General features: G+C 62.7%; 16 protein-coding genes. 8 read left to right on the top strand and 8 right to left on the bottom strand.

Translation table 11 applies throughout. The features are described 5' to 3' along the window. Window positions 1-39: 39 nt before the first annotated feature. The 3 genes from BPSG_RS00210 to BPSG_RS00200 form a co-directional block, all read right to left on the bottom strand. Window positions 40-996 carry a hypothetical protein gene (locus BPSG_RS00210; protein WP_026643990.1) on the bottom strand — a complete coding sequence of 319 codons (957 nt, stop codon included), beginning with the start codon at window positions 994-996 and terminating at the stop codon, window positions 40-42. Window positions 997-1,300: 304 nt separating this feature from the next. Beyond that, window positions 1,301-2,347, bottom strand: coding sequence for a lipid II:glycine glycyltransferase FemX (locus BPSG_RS00205; protein ID WP_051592093.1), 1,047 nt, complete (start codon window positions 2,345-2,347; stop codon window positions 1,301-1,303). 17 nt (window positions 2,348-2,364) lie between these two features. Next, window positions 2,365-3,897: a UDP-N-acetylmuramoyl-L-alanyl-D-glutamate--2,6-diaminopimelate ligase gene (locus tag BPSG_RS00200; protein WP_026643991.1), complete on the bottom strand. Its 1,533-nt coding sequence runs from the start codon at window positions 3,895-3,897 to the stop codon at window positions 2,365-2,367. Window positions 3,898-4,014: 117 nt separating this feature from the next. Here BPSG_RS00200 and BPSG_RS00195 point away from each other — a divergent pair, with 117 nt between their 5' ends. After that, a complete protein-coding gene (locus tag BPSG_RS00195) occupies window positions 4,015-4,704 on the top strand; it encodes a sigma-70 family RNA polymerase sigma factor (RefSeq protein ID WP_026643992.1) in 690 nt (229 codons plus the stop codon). A gap of 53 nt (window positions 4,705-4,757) precedes the next feature. Then, window positions 4,758-4,985, top strand: coding sequence for a hypothetical protein (locus BPSG_RS00190; protein ID WP_236822980.1), 228 nt, complete (start codon window positions 4,758-4,760; stop codon window positions 4,983-4,985). Window positions 4,986-5,086: 101 nt separating this feature from the next. Here BPSG_RS00190 and BPSG_RS08920 read toward each other — a convergent pair whose 3' ends face one another. Together BPSG_RS08920 and BPSG_RS00185 are read right to left on the bottom strand one after the other, a co-directional pair. After that, window positions 5,087-5,161, bottom strand: coding sequence for a 50S ribosomal protein bL37 (locus BPSG_RS08920; RefSeq protein ID WP_369803150.1), 75 nt, complete (start codon window positions 5,159-5,161; stop codon window positions 5,087-5,089). An 82-nt stretch (window positions 5,162-5,243) separates the two neighbouring features. Beyond that, complete coding sequence (locus BPSG_RS00185) at window positions 5,244-6,194, bottom strand: aldose 1-epimerase family protein (protein WP_026643994.1); 951 nt, start codon at window positions 6,192-6,194, stop codon at window positions 5,244-5,246. A 211-nt stretch (window positions 6,195-6,405) separates the two neighbouring features. Here BPSG_RS00185 and BPSG_RS00180 point away from each other — a divergent pair, with 211 nt between their 5' ends. After that, window positions 6,406-7,380, top strand: a complete 975-nt coding sequence (locus BPSG_RS00180) for a 4-hydroxy-3-methylbut-2-enyl diphosphate reductase (RefSeq protein ID WP_026643995.1) — start codon at window positions 6,406-6,408, stop codon at window positions 7,378-7,380. On the opposite strand, the gene ybaK is transcribed toward BPSG_RS00180, so the two are convergent. The 3 genes from ybaK to BPSG_RS00165 form a co-directional block, all read right to left on the bottom strand. Continuing rightward, window positions 7,372-7,881: a Cys-tRNA(Pro) deacylase gene (ybaK, locus tag BPSG_RS00175; RefSeq protein ID WP_026643996.1), complete on the bottom strand. Its 510-nt coding sequence runs from the start codon at window positions 7,879-7,881 to the stop codon at window positions 7,372-7,374. The two genes, BPSG_RS00180 and ybaK, sit on opposite strands and share 9 nt — an antisense overlap. A 98-nt stretch (window positions 7,882-7,979) precedes the next feature. Then, on the bottom strand, window positions 7,980-9,038 hold the full coding sequence (gene gap, locus BPSG_RS00170) for a type I glyceraldehyde-3-phosphate dehydrogenase (protein ID WP_026643997.1): 1,059 nt from the start codon (window positions 9,036-9,038) through the stop codon (window positions 7,980-7,982). 196 nt (window positions 9,039-9,234) lie between these two features. Further along, the gene (locus tag BPSG_RS00165; protein WP_051592094.1) at window positions 9,235-9,990 is read right to left on the bottom strand and encodes a thiamine diphosphokinase; all 756 of its coding nucleotides are present in this window, start codon (window positions 9,988-9,990) and stop codon (window positions 9,235-9,237) included. A gap of 366 nt (window positions 9,991-10,356) precedes the next feature. Between BPSG_RS00165 and infC the strand changes: the two genes are divergently transcribed. The 5 genes from infC to BPSG_RS00140 all read left to right on the top strand — a co-directional run bounded on the left by infC (window position 10,357) and on the right by BPSG_RS00140 (window position 13,705). Next, window positions 10,357-11,055 carry a translation initiation factor IF-3 gene (gene infC, locus BPSG_RS00160; RefSeq protein ID WP_026643999.1) on the top strand — a complete coding sequence of 233 codons (699 nt, stop codon included), beginning with the start codon at window positions 10,357-10,359 and terminating at the stop codon, window positions 11,053-11,055. 14 nt (window positions 11,056-11,069) lie between these two features. After that, the gene (gene rpmI, locus BPSG_RS00155; protein ID WP_026644000.1) at window positions 11,070-11,264 is read left to right on the top strand and encodes a 50S ribosomal protein L35; all 195 of its coding nucleotides are present in this window, start codon (window positions 11,070-11,072) and stop codon (window positions 11,262-11,264) included. A gap of 47 nt (window positions 11,265-11,311) precedes the next feature. After that, window positions 11,312-11,695, top strand: coding sequence for a 50S ribosomal protein L20 (gene rplT / locus BPSG_RS00150; RefSeq protein ID WP_026644001.1), 384 nt, complete (start codon window positions 11,312-11,314; stop codon window positions 11,693-11,695). A gap of 101 nt (window positions 11,696-11,796) precedes the next feature. Then, the gene (gene xerD / locus BPSG_RS00145; protein WP_026644002.1) at window positions 11,797-12,720 is read left to right on the top strand and encodes a site-specific tyrosine recombinase XerD; all 924 of its coding nucleotides are present in this window, start codon (window positions 11,797-11,799) and stop codon (window positions 12,718-12,720) included. Between the two features lie 145 nt (window positions 12,721-12,865). After that, the gene (locus tag BPSG_RS00140) at window positions 12,866-13,705 is read left to right on the top strand and encodes a ParA family protein (protein ID WP_026644003.1); all 840 of its coding nucleotides are present in this window, start codon (window positions 12,866-12,868) and stop codon (window positions 13,703-13,705) included. Window positions 13,706-13,822: the final 117 nt, after the last annotated feature.

Below are 13,822 nucleotides of genomic sequence, written 5' to 3'. Positions count from 1 at the left end.
CTAGACACCAATAGACACTGGGAGCGCAGTCGTTCATCGTCAATGCATGCGTGGAATACCCGCGTCATCAAGTTTCCTGTACAGCAGTTCGCGGTGGATGACATCGTCGAAACTGAAGTGCACAATCGTGGTGACGCCGCGTTTGCGCAGATACGCATCGCGTTTGCACTGCTTGGTGACATGCGTGTTCACTTCGGTCCACGTGTTCCCGTATTTCGCCATGCCGTCGTATTCGCCCACGACCGTGACATCCCCCGGAAGAAACCAGATGAAGTCAACACGCAAGGGGAATGCGGGATTATCCGGATTGGGAAATGGATATTGCAGGTGGGGCAGCATGTAGCCACCGGCGATCATCACGGCACGTGCGCGTGACTCACCGCCATTGTCGCTCAGTGGATCGGTATAGGTGAGCAGGCGGGCGATGTTGTTTGCTTCATTGAAGTGTGCGGTCGGAAACTGCGTCAACGATGCCATATCAAAACCGGCCCTGGCTGCGGAATCGGCGATGGGGAGCATGCATTCGAACGGCAGGAGCCTTGCGCAATCAAACAGCGTGCGGGCGAGTGACGTCACGTGCACACCATTGACGCTCACCGCCTGCATATTGGGAACGTACAACGTGCGTTTGATGAACCCGGTTTTCACAAAGACGCGTATGCCGCTGCGCGATGGCGAGGCGATTGTCAGTTCGTTGTCGGGGTGGATGTCGTATGGCTGCTCAAGATCGAACATGCACACCGCGCTTTCTGCGGCAAACACCCTGTCAGGGTGGATGCGAGCGAGTGTTCTCACCATGGCGCGTTTGCGTTTGGTGGGATTGAGCTCGTTCCATACATCCGCCCGGATATACAAACCGGGATGCGGGTTGACAAGCTCCCCGCTCTCAACGCGGCGTGCGAGTCTGCGCCGTTGATTGTCGTCCGCTGCTATCGCACACAGACCATGCTGCTCGGCTTCATCGAGAAGATGTTCAATACGTGTGTCCTTTTTCATGCAGTTGACAATAAGGAACGCGATCGGTGTTGCGCAATCCACGCGGGGCAATGTGTACGGAGGGGTGTGTCGCGCTTGGAAAATGGCCGTTTCTGGGTGCGCGCCATCACCAATAGTCACCATTGAGGCAATAGATGGCTGTAGGTGACTGACGGTAGACACCTACAGCCATGTAGATGATGATTGTTAGCTGCAGATGTCTAGTAGGTAGCCACGAACGGACGCCAAGAAGCCCTCCGGTAGTTGTTGGTGGCTAGTGGCTAGCCACCAACAACAATGCCGCCACGGCAGTGGCGGCATTGGGCTACTTGGCCGGGGCGGCTTGCGGCTTGGGATTCGCCTTCGCCTTTTTCTTCGGCTTGAGCGCGTGGCGCACGTTCTGCACCATGCGCAGCATGGTATAGAACCCCTTCTTGATGGGGATATCACGCCCGGCGGCGATCATCACGGTGTCGGGGGCGAACTTCGTCTTGAAGTCGTTGAGCGATTTGAGGGAAGGTGCGAAATCGTTGCCGATGCCCATGAGGTCAAGCTTCTCGTATCCTTCCTGACCCAAGGTGCAGGCCGCGAAGTAGAGCAGCTTGTCCGGCACATGCTGGCGGCGCACCGAGGTGAGCATGGACGCGTAGTAGTACACGGCCGTCTTGCCGTGGGTCGTCACGATGGTCCACGCCACAACCTTGCCGTCGATGCGCGCGGCGAACACACGGCAATGATCTGGCCCAAGCGCCTTGATCATATCGGTGTAATCGCTCATGGGGGCGGCGGTGAAGCCATCGCGCTTGGCGGTCTCCACCATCACCGCGTAGTAATCGGCGAAGTCCTGCGTGGCCTGTGCGGTCTCATCCGCGACCTCGGCTGGGCTTTCGCGCAATGCCTTGCGCACATCACGCCTGCCGCGCTTCTTCATGCGCGCAAGCAGAGCTTCGTCGCCGCCGGTGATGTCGAGCACCACGGTCTCGTTGTACGGCACTGTGGACAGCACGGGGTAGGTGCCCTTGTCTGTCCACGTGTCGATGCGCAGGAACACCACATGCTTGTCGTGCAGTTTCACAAAGTCGGCGAGCGCTTGGATCACCGCCTGTTCCTGCGCCTCGCTCGGCTTGGTCTTCCACGCTGGACCGTGCACGGAGCGCAGGTAGTGGTAGCCGTGCGTCTCCATGTCGATCAGTGAGATGACCGCCACAAGTGTGTCGTTGTCACGGATGAGCAGGCTGCCCCACGGTGCGCGCCCGGCCACGCCGGACTGGAAATCGGCCCATACTGCGGTCTGCTCAATCGGCAGGTCGATGCCGTTGGCCGCCGCTTCCTTTTCGAGCGTCTGCGGCGTCACGCGTTCGATCGTAATCATCATGTTCCTTCCGGTTGTCACGCGAAGAGTCGGCGGATGATCTGTTCATCGCCTTCGTATGGCACGTGTTTGTTGAGCACCTTGATCCATTGTTCGTCGCCTTTGCCGATGAACAGCAGCACGTCGAAGCCGTCGCGTGCGCGCGCCGCATCGACCGCCATCTGCACGGCGGTGGGGCGGTCGAGTTCGATGATGCGCTCCACATGCGGGTCGGTCACGTAGTTGTACATCTGCGCGCAAATGTCTTCGAACGGCTCGGTGTCGGAGTCTTCCTGCGTGAGGATGATCGTCTGCACGCGGTGTTGCGCGGCTTCGATGATCTCCTTGCGCCGGTCGATCGCCTTGTTGCCGGCCGATCCGGTGACGAGTGTGATGTGCGGGTGTTCGTTTCCGTACCGCTGCTCTACGTAGTCGAGCAACGCGTTCACCGACGCGTAGTTGTGCGCGTAATCGACGATCGCGAGGGTGTTCGACTGCGAGTCGTGCGTCTCCTCCATACGTCCTGAGATACGCACATCGCGCATGGAGTCGAGCACGCGTGGGTCGGAGACATCGACGCCCACGGCGTGTGCGAGCGCGATCGCGGCGGCGGCGTTCGCGTAGTTGAAGTCGCCGTTGATCGCGAGCGAAAGGTCTCCAAGCGGTTGGCCGCCTGCGCGCATGGCGAACGCGGTATGCTGCGCGTTCGCCGGCGTGGCGGTGACGTCGGCGGCGGGGTCGGTCATCGAGAATGTGGTGACGGGGATCTGCGCGAGTGCGGCGTCCTGTTCGATGAGCGGCGCGAAGTCGCCGGGCACGCCGAGCACGAGCGCGTCGGTGTTGGCGACGATGCGGCGTTTACAGTACAAGTAATCCTCGAATGTGGGGTGTTCGATGGGGCTGATGTGGTCGGGGGAGATGTTGAGGAACGCGGCGGCGTCGAAGTTGAGGCCGTAGACGCGGTTGACTTTGTACGCCTGCGACGAGACCTCCATCACCAGGTACTGCATGCCGTACGAGATCGCTTCGCGCATCATGCGGATCGCATCGAGCGACTCCGGGGTGGTCAGGTCGGACTCGTGGTAGTGCTCGCCGTCGAGGCAGTTGTCGACCGAAGAGAACAGCGCGGCCTTGCCGCCTGAGACGGCGTTGAGGATGGCGTGCGTCAGGTATGCGGTCGTGGTCTTGCCTTTCGTGCCGGTGATGCCGATGAGCGTGAGCTCGTCCTGCGGATAGTCGTAGAAGGCCTGGGCGAGCAGGCTCAGCGCCTGGCTCGCGTTGTTGACGATGAGTCCGGGGGCCTGCGTGTACCCGCTGTAGTCGTGCTCGGCCACGTAAGCGGCCATGCCCAGCTCGTCGGCGTGCTTGAGGTATTCGGGTTTGAACCGGCCTTTACAGCACATGATCGCACCGTTGACGATGTGCTGGGTGCTGTAGGTGATCGCGGTGAACTCCTTGCCGGAGCCCTCCACGGTGGCCGGGTTCATCGTCCATTGGTCCGGGGTGATGATCTCCCTGAGCAGATGATGCTCGTTCAGCAGTGTTGCGGCCGATTGCAATGTCAACGTCATGCCATGATCTCCTTGGATTTCCGTAGCGTATGCATTCTAACGCGTGGCAATGAAGTGCCCGGCGGCGCTCCACGCTCGCCGCGATGCCGCGGGCGGATCGCGCAGCGGTGCCGTAGAATGGGCAGCGTGAGCGAACAAGACAGCAAAGCCGAAACCATGGAAGAGAAGCGGGCCCGCTTCGAGAAGCTGGCGATGCCCGTGGTGAATGCGCTGTACCGGCAGGCGATGAAATTCACCAACAACCCCGAAGACGCGCAGGACTTGGTGCAAGACACGTTCGAGCGTGGGTTCAAGGCGTTCGACACGTTCAAGCCGGGGTCGAATTTCGAGGCGTGGATGACCACGATCGAACGCAACGCGTTCTTCAACCAATACGCCAAGGCCAAACGCCGGCCGAAACGCGCCAACGATTCGACGGGGGAGTACGACGATTGGGACATCTATGCGGCGTCCGAGCATGCGTCGCAAGGTCTGCGCTCCGCCGAGCAGGAGTATCTCGAGGCCTTCGCCCCCGAAGAGATCATGGCCGCGCTCAACAAGCTGCCCGAGGAACGCCGGCAGGTGTTCATCGACGCCGCGATCGACGGCAAATCGTACCAACAGGTGGCCGATGAGCAGGGCATCAAGATAGGCACGGTGATGAGCCGCCTCAACCGCGCGCGCAACCAGCTCAAGCAGGAGCTCGCGGAGTACGCCGCGGCCCGCGGGTATGGCAAAACGGCGCGTGGAAATAAAACCACCGGCAAATCCGTTGAATCTCATAGTGACCGTGAATTGGTCGGTGCTTCGGGAAAGGCGGCGCAATGAGCACGCAACAGCATGGGTTCCTGGACGGCGACATGGATACCGAAAGCGAAGAGATGACCACTGCAAACCATGAGGCGGCAGACGCACAGGATCAGGAGTGTTTCGACCCGCGCACATGTTGCGATGAGCGTGAGAGGCTCATGATCGAGGCGATGCGCGCGTACCTGCGCCCGCAGCAGGCCCCTGAATGCCTGTATGAACGGCTGCGCGTGACGCTTGACGAATGCTGTGGTTCGGCGATCATCCACCATACGGTGATCCACCGCCACAGCGACGCGTGAGCACACCGCGCCGAAGCATGCGAGCAATGTGAAGGCCCCGCAATCATCCGATGATTGCGGGGCCTTCACATTGCTCGCGGCAAGGCGTTGCCGCCCACGGATCAGGCGTTTGGACGCTTGCCGTGATTCGCAGCCTTTTTACGACGAGCCTTACGCTTACGTCCGCGCATACCCATAATGGACTCCTTTTGTAGAACGGTTCTAGCCAATATGCCTACAGGATTATCGCATAGCGCCCAGACGTGCCGCCACGCGCGTTCAGCGCACGACTCCGATGAGCATGTTGGTGGTGGACGATTCGCCCGGCGCGATCGTGATCAGGTCGATGCCCGTGTTGAAGGCGTTCGCATACGCCGTCTGCGGTTCGATCGCCACACCGCACGGGTGGATCGGCTCGGGGAAGCCGCTCGCGTCGCACACTTGGTACGACGTGATCGATTCGTCGCCGGTGATGCGCACACGGATGCCGTCGATGCGTGTGAACACGGCGGTGACCGTGCCACTGGCGTCATGCTCGAGGTCGGTCCATGCATCATCGATCGGCTGCGCGCTGAGGGCCTTGGGCTTACGGTAGTCGTACGCGGTGCCGTCCACCGGTTCGGTGCCGGTGGGGATCAGGTTCTGGTTGATCGTCACGTGCGTGCGTGCGGGCAGCTCGAGCATGCACTGCGCGTTGAGCTCGTCGATCGCGTCTCCGTACGCGTCGCCTCCGTTGGCGACCCACGGGTGGATCGCCGCCGCCCACGGCGCGTCCTCGCCGCCATGGTTCTGCGCATGCACCTGCACATGCAGGCCGTCCTCATCGAGTTCGTAGGTCACGTGCACGAGCACGTCGAACGGGTAGCCCGCGAGGTTCGGCGTGCGCCAGCAGAGCGTCACGGCCGACGTGGTGAGCCGCTCGAGGGTCCAGAAGTGGCGGTAGCCGTAGCCGTGGATCGCGTTGTTGCGTTCGTGCTCGTCGATCGGCAGCTCGTAGGTCTGCCCTTCGAAGGTGTATTCGCCGCCTTCGATGCGGTTGGGGAACGGCACGAGCAGCTGGCCACGCATGCAGGTGGGCACGTCGTCGGCGCCGAAGGGCACCACCACGTCGTTGCCTTGCCACGTCAGGCGGCGCAATCCTGCGCCCTGCTGGGTGATGACGGCGGTGTAATCACCGAAAGCGATGGTATATTGTTGGCCCGTGCGGGGGGAAAGCTGGGTGACAGCCATAGATGCATACTCCATTGTCGGTAAGGTGTGTGTGCCGGTGCTGCGCGCCACAACAATGCGCACAGCGCACATCTCCCTATCTTAGCCGCTCATGTGACCGTTCACATGCGATGTGCGTAGGTGGACGGGTCTGTGCGCAACATCACAGGGCGCCGCTGGCGCATGGTGAGCGCCGTGGTCTACTATTGGGGGCAAACTGCGAAAGGACATCATGACGAAACGCATTGTGTTGGCGAATCCACGCGGATTCTGCGCCGGCGTGGACCGCGCCATCCAAACGGTCGACACGATTCTGCGCACTGCCGGGCCCCGTGCGGATGGCCTGCCGCCGGTGTATGTGCGCCGGCAGATCGTGCACAACAAGCATGTCGTCGAACAGCTCGCCGGCCGTGGCGCCGTGTTCGTCGAGGAACTCAATGAGATTCCGGATGTCGCCGCCGAAGCCGGCATTCCGGTCGTGTTCTCCGCGCACGGCGTGTCCCCCGCGGTGCAGCGTGAGGCCGACGCGCGGGGCTTGAGCATTGTGGACGCGACGTGCCCGCTGGTGGGCAAAGTGCACCGCGAAGTATTGCGGTTTGTGCGCGAAGGGTACGAGATCGTCTACATCGGGCACAACGGCCACGACGAGGCCGTCGGCGTGGTGGGGGAGTCGCCCGAGCATGTGCACCTGATTGAACATACCGCCGACGTCGAGCGGCTCGACTTCCCCGAACACACCAAGCTCGTGCTGCTGTCGCAGACGACGCTCAGCGTGGATGAGACAGCGGATGTGATCGCCGCCCTGCAGCGGCGGTTCCCGTGGATCGAACTGCCGCCGAGCTCGGACATCTGCTATGCCACGTCGAACCGGCAGGAAGCCGTCAAACTCGTGGCGCAGCAGGCGGATTGCATGGTCATCGTCGGTTCGGCGAACTCGTCGAACTCGGTGCGGCTCATGGAGGTCGCGAACGAAGCGCTCGGCGCGTGCGGCGAAGCGCACCGCGTCGACGACGCCGCCGAAATGGACCCCGCATGGTTCGCCGGCGTGAGCACGGTCGGCGTCTCCTCAGGCGCCTCGGTGCCCGACGAACTTGTCGCCGGCGTGGTCGAGCGGCTGCAGGGGCTCGGATTCCACGACGTCAGCACAGTCGAGACGATCCAGGAGAACATGCACTTCGTGCTGCCGAAGGCGCTGCGCTCAGTATGATTTCTTCGTCGTTCCGATCGGCGCGACGACTGCGTCGAGCACCTGCACCAGATCGCGCGGATTGACGCCGAGGCTCAGGCCGCGTTTGCCGCCCGACACGAGGATCTCGCTGAACTCCATCGCCGACTCGTCGAGCACGGTCTTATGCTTGGTGCGCTGCCCGAGCGGGGAGATGCCGCCGACGACATAGCCGCTTTCGCGCATCGCGACCTTCGGGTCGGCCATCTCCGCTTTCTTCGCGCCCACGGCGTGCGCGAGCTCCTTGAGGCTCATGTGCCCGTTGACCGGCACGACGCCGATGACGCGTTCGTCGCCGGTGTCAGCCATCAGGGTCTTGAACACCTGCCGCTCGTCATAGCCGAGCTTGCGCGCGGCTTCGAGGCCGTACCCTTCCGTGTCGTCGTTGCTGTGTTCGTACTCGTGGATGGTGAACGTGACGCCCGCCTGCTCAAGCTGTGCGATGGCCGGTGTGGCGGCGGCTTTCTGTTTCTTTTTGCCCATGTGTACCAGTGTAGGGCTGCCGTATGGCAACAAAACAGGGCTTCCGCGTGAGCGAAAGCCCTGAAGGGTCAGCGATGGCGCGCGCTAGGCGCGGTCAATCACTCGGAGATCTCGGCGAAGTACTCGAGTGTGCGCACCATGTTCGAGGTGAAGCCGTACTCGTTGTCGTAGAAGGCAACGGTGCGGACCATGGTCACGCCGTCCACTTCGTTGACGTCGGTCTGCGTCGGGTCGAAGACGCCACCGTGGGTGTCGCCGACGATGTCGCCGGAGACGATCTCGTCATCGTTGTAGCCGTAGTAGGCGCAATCCTCGAAAGCGTCCTTGAACGCGGCGTTGATCTCGTCGACGGTCGCTTCCTTGTCGAGCACGGTGAAGAGCTCGGTGATCGATCCGTCCGGAACCTGCACGCGCTGGGCGTGACCCTGCAGCTTGCCGTTGACTTCCGGCACGACCTTGCCGATGGCCTTGGCGGCACCGGTCGAATGCGGGATCGTGTTGACGGCAGCGGCGCGCAGTGCACGGCCGCTCTTGTTGCCACGAGGGCCGTCCAGGATCATCTGGGTGCCGGTGTAGGCGTGGATCGTGGTCATGAAGCCGGCCTTGATGCCCCACTTGTCGTTGAGCAGCTTGACCATGGCGGCCATCGAGTTGGTGGTGCAGGAGCCTGCGGAGACGATGTTGTCGTCCTTCTTCAGGATGTCGTGGTTCACGCCGAACACGACGGTCGGGGTGGTCTCGTCCTTGGCCGGGGCGGAGATGAGGACCTTCTTGGCGCCGGCGTCCAGATGGGCCTGGGACTTCTCGGCGGAGGTGTAGAAGCCGGTGCACTCGAGCACGAACTCAACGCCGTCGTTCGCAACCCACTTGAGGTCACGGGCATCGCGCTCGGCGTAGACCGGGTATTCCTTGCCGTCAACGACGATGGCGGAATCGGTGGCCTTGACATCGACCGGGGTGCCGTCGACGTGCTTGAAGACGCCGTGCGTGCTGTCGTACTTGAGCAGGTATGCAAGCGCCTGCGGGGAGGTCAGGTCGTTGATCGCGGTGACCTCGATGTCAGCAGCTTCGCCGCCCTTTTCCTGCAGCTCGAAAATACGACGGAATGCGAGACGACCGATACGACCGAAGCCGTTGATACCAATCTTCACTGTCATGTAATTACTCCCTTGGGGAACAGCCGGCGGCCAATGAATGCCCGCCGGCATGGTTAACCAACGTGCCCCATTCTAGTGGCGTTGCTTGACCAAGTCAGTCTCCCTGCGCGTCGAAAAACCGTTGGAATTGGCTGCGAACGGTTGCATTGAACGGACCGCAGCCCACATCATTGGCGATCATGCGCTGTGAGCGCAACTATCCGCGATCCGCGAGTGCCGCGCTCACATGGGTGGAAGGCGCGCCGAGCGTCCCGGCCGCCGCAGGCGCACCCACGAGCGTGGGCAGCGGTGCGGCGGCATCGAACACGACGGTCAGCAGTCCCCTGCGCACACGCACCTCGGCGCCGAGCCCGTCCACGAATTCGTTGCTCAGGCCGTTGACCTGCAGGTTCGTCATCGTCGCGTCATGCAGTTCGTACGCGAGCCCGCGCTCGTCGACGCCGCGCGCCTCGTCGCTGTGCGCGAACACAGAGATGTACTGCGTGCCGTGCACGGGGTGCGCGGGGAACGTGAGCGCCGCGTCGCATATGGCGGTCACGATCTGCCCGGCACCGTGCAGGAACGCGATGCCGCCGTGCGCGGCGATGAACGCGAGCTGTTGGATGTTGGAGATCGTGTGGTCGACGCGCCCGCCCAATCCGCCGTAGATGTGGAACGCGCGGCCGCCGTGCGCCCATCCGATCTTCAGCGCGCTCAGCAGGTCGGGGTCGTCCTTCTGCGGCGGCAGCGCCACGGTCTCGGCGCCGATCGCGCTGCGCGCGCTGTACACCGAGTCGAAGTCGCCGACCACGGCGTTCACCTGCACGCCGAGCTCGCGCGCGTGGTCGTAGCCGCCGTCCGCGGCGACGACGAACGCGCCGGGCGGCACGTCGATCGGCTCGTGGTAGTACTCGCCGGCCGCGAATACCACGCAGGTGGGTAGGGGTGTGCACGCCGTCCGTACCGGTGCCATGGCCGCTCCTTGGGTTGTGTGTTGGCTTGCGCAGTGCATGTTGTGTACTGTGTAAGCCACCGTACCGTATATCTATCTACATATGGGGTGACGGTGCGCGGTGTGTGATGACACGCGGCCGGCTGTTGTCGGGGGCTGTGCTATACTCGACAAGGCTTGAGCAATCAAGAAAGTGGGAAACCCACCTGGAAGCCCATTGTGGTTTCGGGTTCAAGGCAACGCCTCCGGCGTGCATGGGGCACGCGATCGCATACGGCATCAAACCAGTGTGCACATGGGCGTCATGCCGTCGCGTGCCGTGCACGCAAACGGCTGCTTGTTGAATCCAATCACGGTGTGCGCCATGTGGCCCGCACATACAACCATATGAGGATTGGAGTCATCATTAGCGACGAACCACGCATTAACGACGAGATTCGCGTCTCACAGGTGCGTCTTATTGGACCGAACGGCGAACAGGTCGGCGTCATCGCCACCTCGGTGGCCCTGAACCTGGCGAAGGAAGCGAACCTCGATCTCGTCGAGGTGGCACCGAACGCAAAACCTCCGGTCGCCAAGCTCATCGATTACGGTAAGTTCAAGTACAACGAAAAGGTCAAGCAGCGTGAGGCGCGCCGTAACCAAAGCACGGCCGAGATCAAAGAGATTCGCTTCCGCCTGAAGATCGACGACCATGACTTCGAAGTCAAGAAGGGCCATGTGGAGCGCTTCCTCAACGGCGGAGACAAGGTCAAGGTCACGATCATGCTGCGCGGCCGCGAACAGTCCCGCCCGATCGGCGGCGTGGAGCTCCTGCAGCGCCTCGCCGACGAGGTCGCTCAGTCGGGTTCGATCGAATCCGCGCCGAAGCAAGAGGGGCGCAACATCATCATGACGTTGGCGCCGAAGGGCAAGAAGGTCCACACGCAGTCCGAGCAGCGCCGCCGCGGTGCGGAATCCCGCGCCGAACGCCAGGCGCGCCAGGCCGCCCGCCTCGCCGCCAAGCAAGAGGCCAAGGCGCAGGAGGCCGAAGCGGCGAAGGCCGTGGTCTCCGAAGCCACCGAGACTTCCGAAACGAAGAAATAACAAGGAGGGCAGCAATGCCGAAGATGAAGACAAAGACCGCAGCAGCCAAGCGTGTGCGCATCACCGGTTCCGGCAAGGTGATGCATGCCGGCAGCGCCATGCGCCACAACCTCGAGCACAAGTCTGCTCGCAAGCGTCGCGCGCTCAAGCGTGACGACGTCCTGTCGACGCCACAGGCAAAGAAGATGAAGGGCCTGCTGGGTCGCTGAACCGCACCGCAGACATTGGGAATACGTTAGAAAGCTGAGGAAATCAAATGGCACGTGTCAAGCGCGCAGTGAACGCACACAAGAAGCGTCGTACCGTACTCGAAAGGGCTTCGGGCTACCGTGGCCAGCGCTCCCGCCTGTACCGCAAGGCGAAGGAACAGCTGCTCCACTCGTTTAACTACAACTACCGCGACCGCAAGGCCCGCAAGGGTGACTTCCGCAAGCTGTGGATCCAGCGCATCAACATCGCCGTCCGCAACGAAGGCATCACCTACAACCGCTTCATTCAGGGCCTGCGCCTCGCCGGCATCGAGCTGGACCGCCGCGCCCTCGCCGAGCTGGCCGTGTCCGATCCCGACACGTTCAAGGCCATCGTCGAGCAGGCCAAGGCCGCGCTGCCTGAGGATGTCAACGCTCCGGTTTCCGCCTGAGCCGACTGCATCGCATTGATCGCAAAGAGCCGAACCCAGTCACGCGTGGGTTCGGCTCTTTGCATTGACAGCCGCACATCGAGCACAGCAAAGGAGCGCGGATGGCACACGCACTGCAGATGATGGAATCGCGGTTCCTCACCTACGTCGACGTGGAACGGGGGCTCGCCCATGCGACGGTCGAAGCCTACCGGCGTGACCTCGACCGCTATATCGAGTGGCTCGGCGACCATGGCATCGACGACGCACGGCAGATCACCACACTCCATGTGGAGGCGTTCATGCAGGCGCTGGCCCTCGCCGGCCAAAGCGGCACGAGCCGCGCCCGGCATCTCGCGAGCGTGCACATGTTCCACCGCTTCCTGCTCGGCGAGCGCATGGTGCCCGACGACGTCTCGCAACAGGTGCGCGCCCCGAAGACCGGCTCCAAGCTGCCCGACGTGCTCGATGTGGACGAGGTGACCGCGCTGCTGCAGGCCGCGCAGACCGCCGACCCGCAGGACGCCGTGGGATTGCGCGACAGCGCATTGTTGGAGTTCATGTACGCCACGGGTTGCCGTGTGAGCGAGGCTGTGGGGGTGAATCTCGACGACGTCGATTTCGACGAATGCGTGGTGCGGCTCATGGGCAAGGGCGGCAGACAGCGGCTTGTGCCGTTCGGGGACTACGCGCGGCGCGCACTTGAGGGGTATCTGCGCCACGGCCGTCCGGCCCTTGCGGCCAAGGCGAAGGGCGAGCAGGAGATGCGCGCCATGTTCCTCAATCTGCGCGGCAGACGCCTGTCGCGCCAATCGGTGTGGGAGGTGATCCGGCGCGCCGGCGAACGCGCGCACATCGACCGCCCGCTCCACCCGCACACCCTGCGCCATTCATTCGCCACGCACCTGATCCAAGGGGGCGCCGATGTGCGCACGGTGCAGGAGCTGTTGGGGCATGCCTCGGTCAAGACAACGCAGATCTACACGCATATCAGCCCCGACAAGCTCATCGAGACCTACATCACCGCTCACCCACGCGCCAAATAGGCGACGCGCTGTGCGGGTGAAGCGGTACACTTGAGAACCAATGAGGAATACGGCGCCCCCCTCGGCCATCCCGCGGTGCGCATCCGGCGTGCGGCGCGGGTGGGGACGCCTCAAGGATGTGCACGGACTGATCAAAGAGAGCTGTATGCCTACGGATTTGCTTGGACGAGAATACGAGACCTTTCCGGTGCCTGAGCCTTTGCGGCAGCATGGGCCGGCGCGGGTCATTGCCATGTGCAACCAGAAGGGCGGCGTAGGCAAGACGACGAGCTCGATCAACATCGCGGGCGCGTTGGCCCAGTACGGCCGCCGCGTGCTCATCGTGGACTTCGACCCGCAGGGCGCCGCGACCGTGGGGCTCGGCATCAACGCGAACGCGCTCGAGAACACGATCTACACCGCGCTGTTCAACCCGCGCATCGACGTGCACGAGATCATCCAGCACACCAAATTCGACGGGCTCGACATCATCCCGGCGAACATCGACCTGTCCGCGGCGGAAGTGCAGCTCGTCACAGAAGTGGGGCGCGAGCAGATCCTCGCGAGCGTGCTGCGGCCGATCGTCAATGAGTACGACGCGATCTTCATCGACTGCCAGCCGTCCCTCGGCCTGCTCACGGTGAACGCGCTCGCCGCGGCCGACGGGGTGATCATCCCCGTGGCCGCCGAGTTCTTCGCCCTGCGCGGCGTGGCATTGCTCATGCAGTCCATCGAGAAGGTGCAGACGCGCATCAACCCCAGCCTCGAGGTGTACGGCGTGCTTGTGACGATGTACACGCACACGCTGCACTGCGACGAAGTGATGCAACGCATCTACGAGGCGTTCGGAGACAAGGTGTTCCACTCGGTGATCTCGCGTTCGATCAAGCTGCCCGACGCCAACGTTGCGGCCGCGCCGATCACGTACTATGCGCACAACCACAAGACCGCGCGCGAATACCGCGAGGTCGCGCGCGAGCTCATCGCCAAGGGCATCGTCGCCTGAGGCGCCGCGCACCCACACAACCGCATCGCATGGTATGTCCACAATGCGGCCCTGACTTATAGTCACATTGACTATTACTGATAGGCTCGCCGTGGAAGCAAGAGTTCAGCATATCTG

Source organism: Bifidobacterium pseudolongum subsp. globosum, assembly GCF_000741295.1.
Classification (GTDB): domain Bacteria; phylum Actinomycetota; class Actinomycetes; order Actinomycetales; family Bifidobacteriaceae; genus Bifidobacterium; species Bifidobacterium globosum.
Note: the sequence above shows the minus strand (reverse complement) of the source record. Positions and strands in the feature narration are given on the sequence as shown.

What these genes read in the sequence shown, in the direction of transcription:
- BPSG_RS00210 (WP_026643990.1), bottom strand. Translation starts at nt 996, where the DNA reads ATGAAAAAGGACACACGTATTGAACATCTTCTCGATGAAGCCGAGCAG.
- BPSG_RS00205 (WP_051592093.1), bottom strand. Translation starts at nt 2,347, where the DNA reads ATGATTACGATCGAACGCGTGACGCCGCAGACGCTCGAAAAGGAAGCG.
- BPSG_RS00200 (WP_026643991.1), bottom strand. Translation starts at nt 3,897, where the DNA reads ATGACGTTGACATTGCAATCGGCCGCAACACTGCTGAACGAGCATCAT.
- BPSG_RS00195 (WP_026643992.1), top strand. Translation starts at nt 4,015, where the DNA reads ATGGGCAGCGTGAGCGAACAAGACAGCAAAGCCGAAACCATGGAAGAG.
- BPSG_RS00190 (WP_236822980.1), top strand. Translation starts at nt 4,758, where the DNA reads ATGACCACTGCAAACCATGAGGCGGCAGACGCACAGGATCAGGAGTGT.
- BPSG_RS00185 (WP_026643994.1), bottom strand. Translation starts at nt 6,194, where the DNA reads ATGGCTGTCACCCAGCTTTCCCCCCGCACGGGCCAACAATATACCATC.
- BPSG_RS00180 (WP_026643995.1), top strand. Translation starts at nt 6,406, where the DNA reads ATGACGAAACGCATTGTGTTGGCGAATCCACGCGGATTCTGCGCCGGC.
- ybaK (WP_026643996.1), bottom strand. Translation starts at nt 7,881, where the DNA reads ATGGGCAAAAAGAAACAGAAAGCCGCCGCCACACCGGCCATCGCACAG.
- gap (WP_026643997.1), bottom strand. Translation starts at nt 9,038, where the DNA reads ATGACAGTGAAGATTGGTATCAACGGCTTCGGTCGTATCGGTCGTCTC.
- BPSG_RS00165 (WP_051592094.1), bottom strand. Translation starts at nt 9,990, where the DNA reads ATGGCACCGGTACGGACGGCGTGCACACCCCTACCCACCTGCGTGGTA.
- infC (WP_026643999.1), top strand. Translation starts at nt 10,357, where the DNA reads ATGAGGATTGGAGTCATCATTAGCGACGAACCACGCATTAACGACGAG.
- rpmI (WP_026644000.1), top strand. Translation starts at nt 11,070, where the DNA reads ATGCCGAAGATGAAGACAAAGACCGCAGCAGCCAAGCGTGTGCGCATC.
- rplT (WP_026644001.1), top strand. Translation starts at nt 11,312, where the DNA reads ATGGCACGTGTCAAGCGCGCAGTGAACGCACACAAGAAGCGTCGTACC.
- xerD (WP_026644002.1), top strand. Translation starts at nt 11,797, where the DNA reads ATGGCACACGCACTGCAGATGATGGAATCGCGGTTCCTCACCTACGTC.
- BPSG_RS00140 (WP_026644003.1), top strand. Translation starts at nt 12,866, where the DNA reads ATGCCTACGGATTTGCTTGGACGAGAATACGAGACCTTTCCGGTGCCT.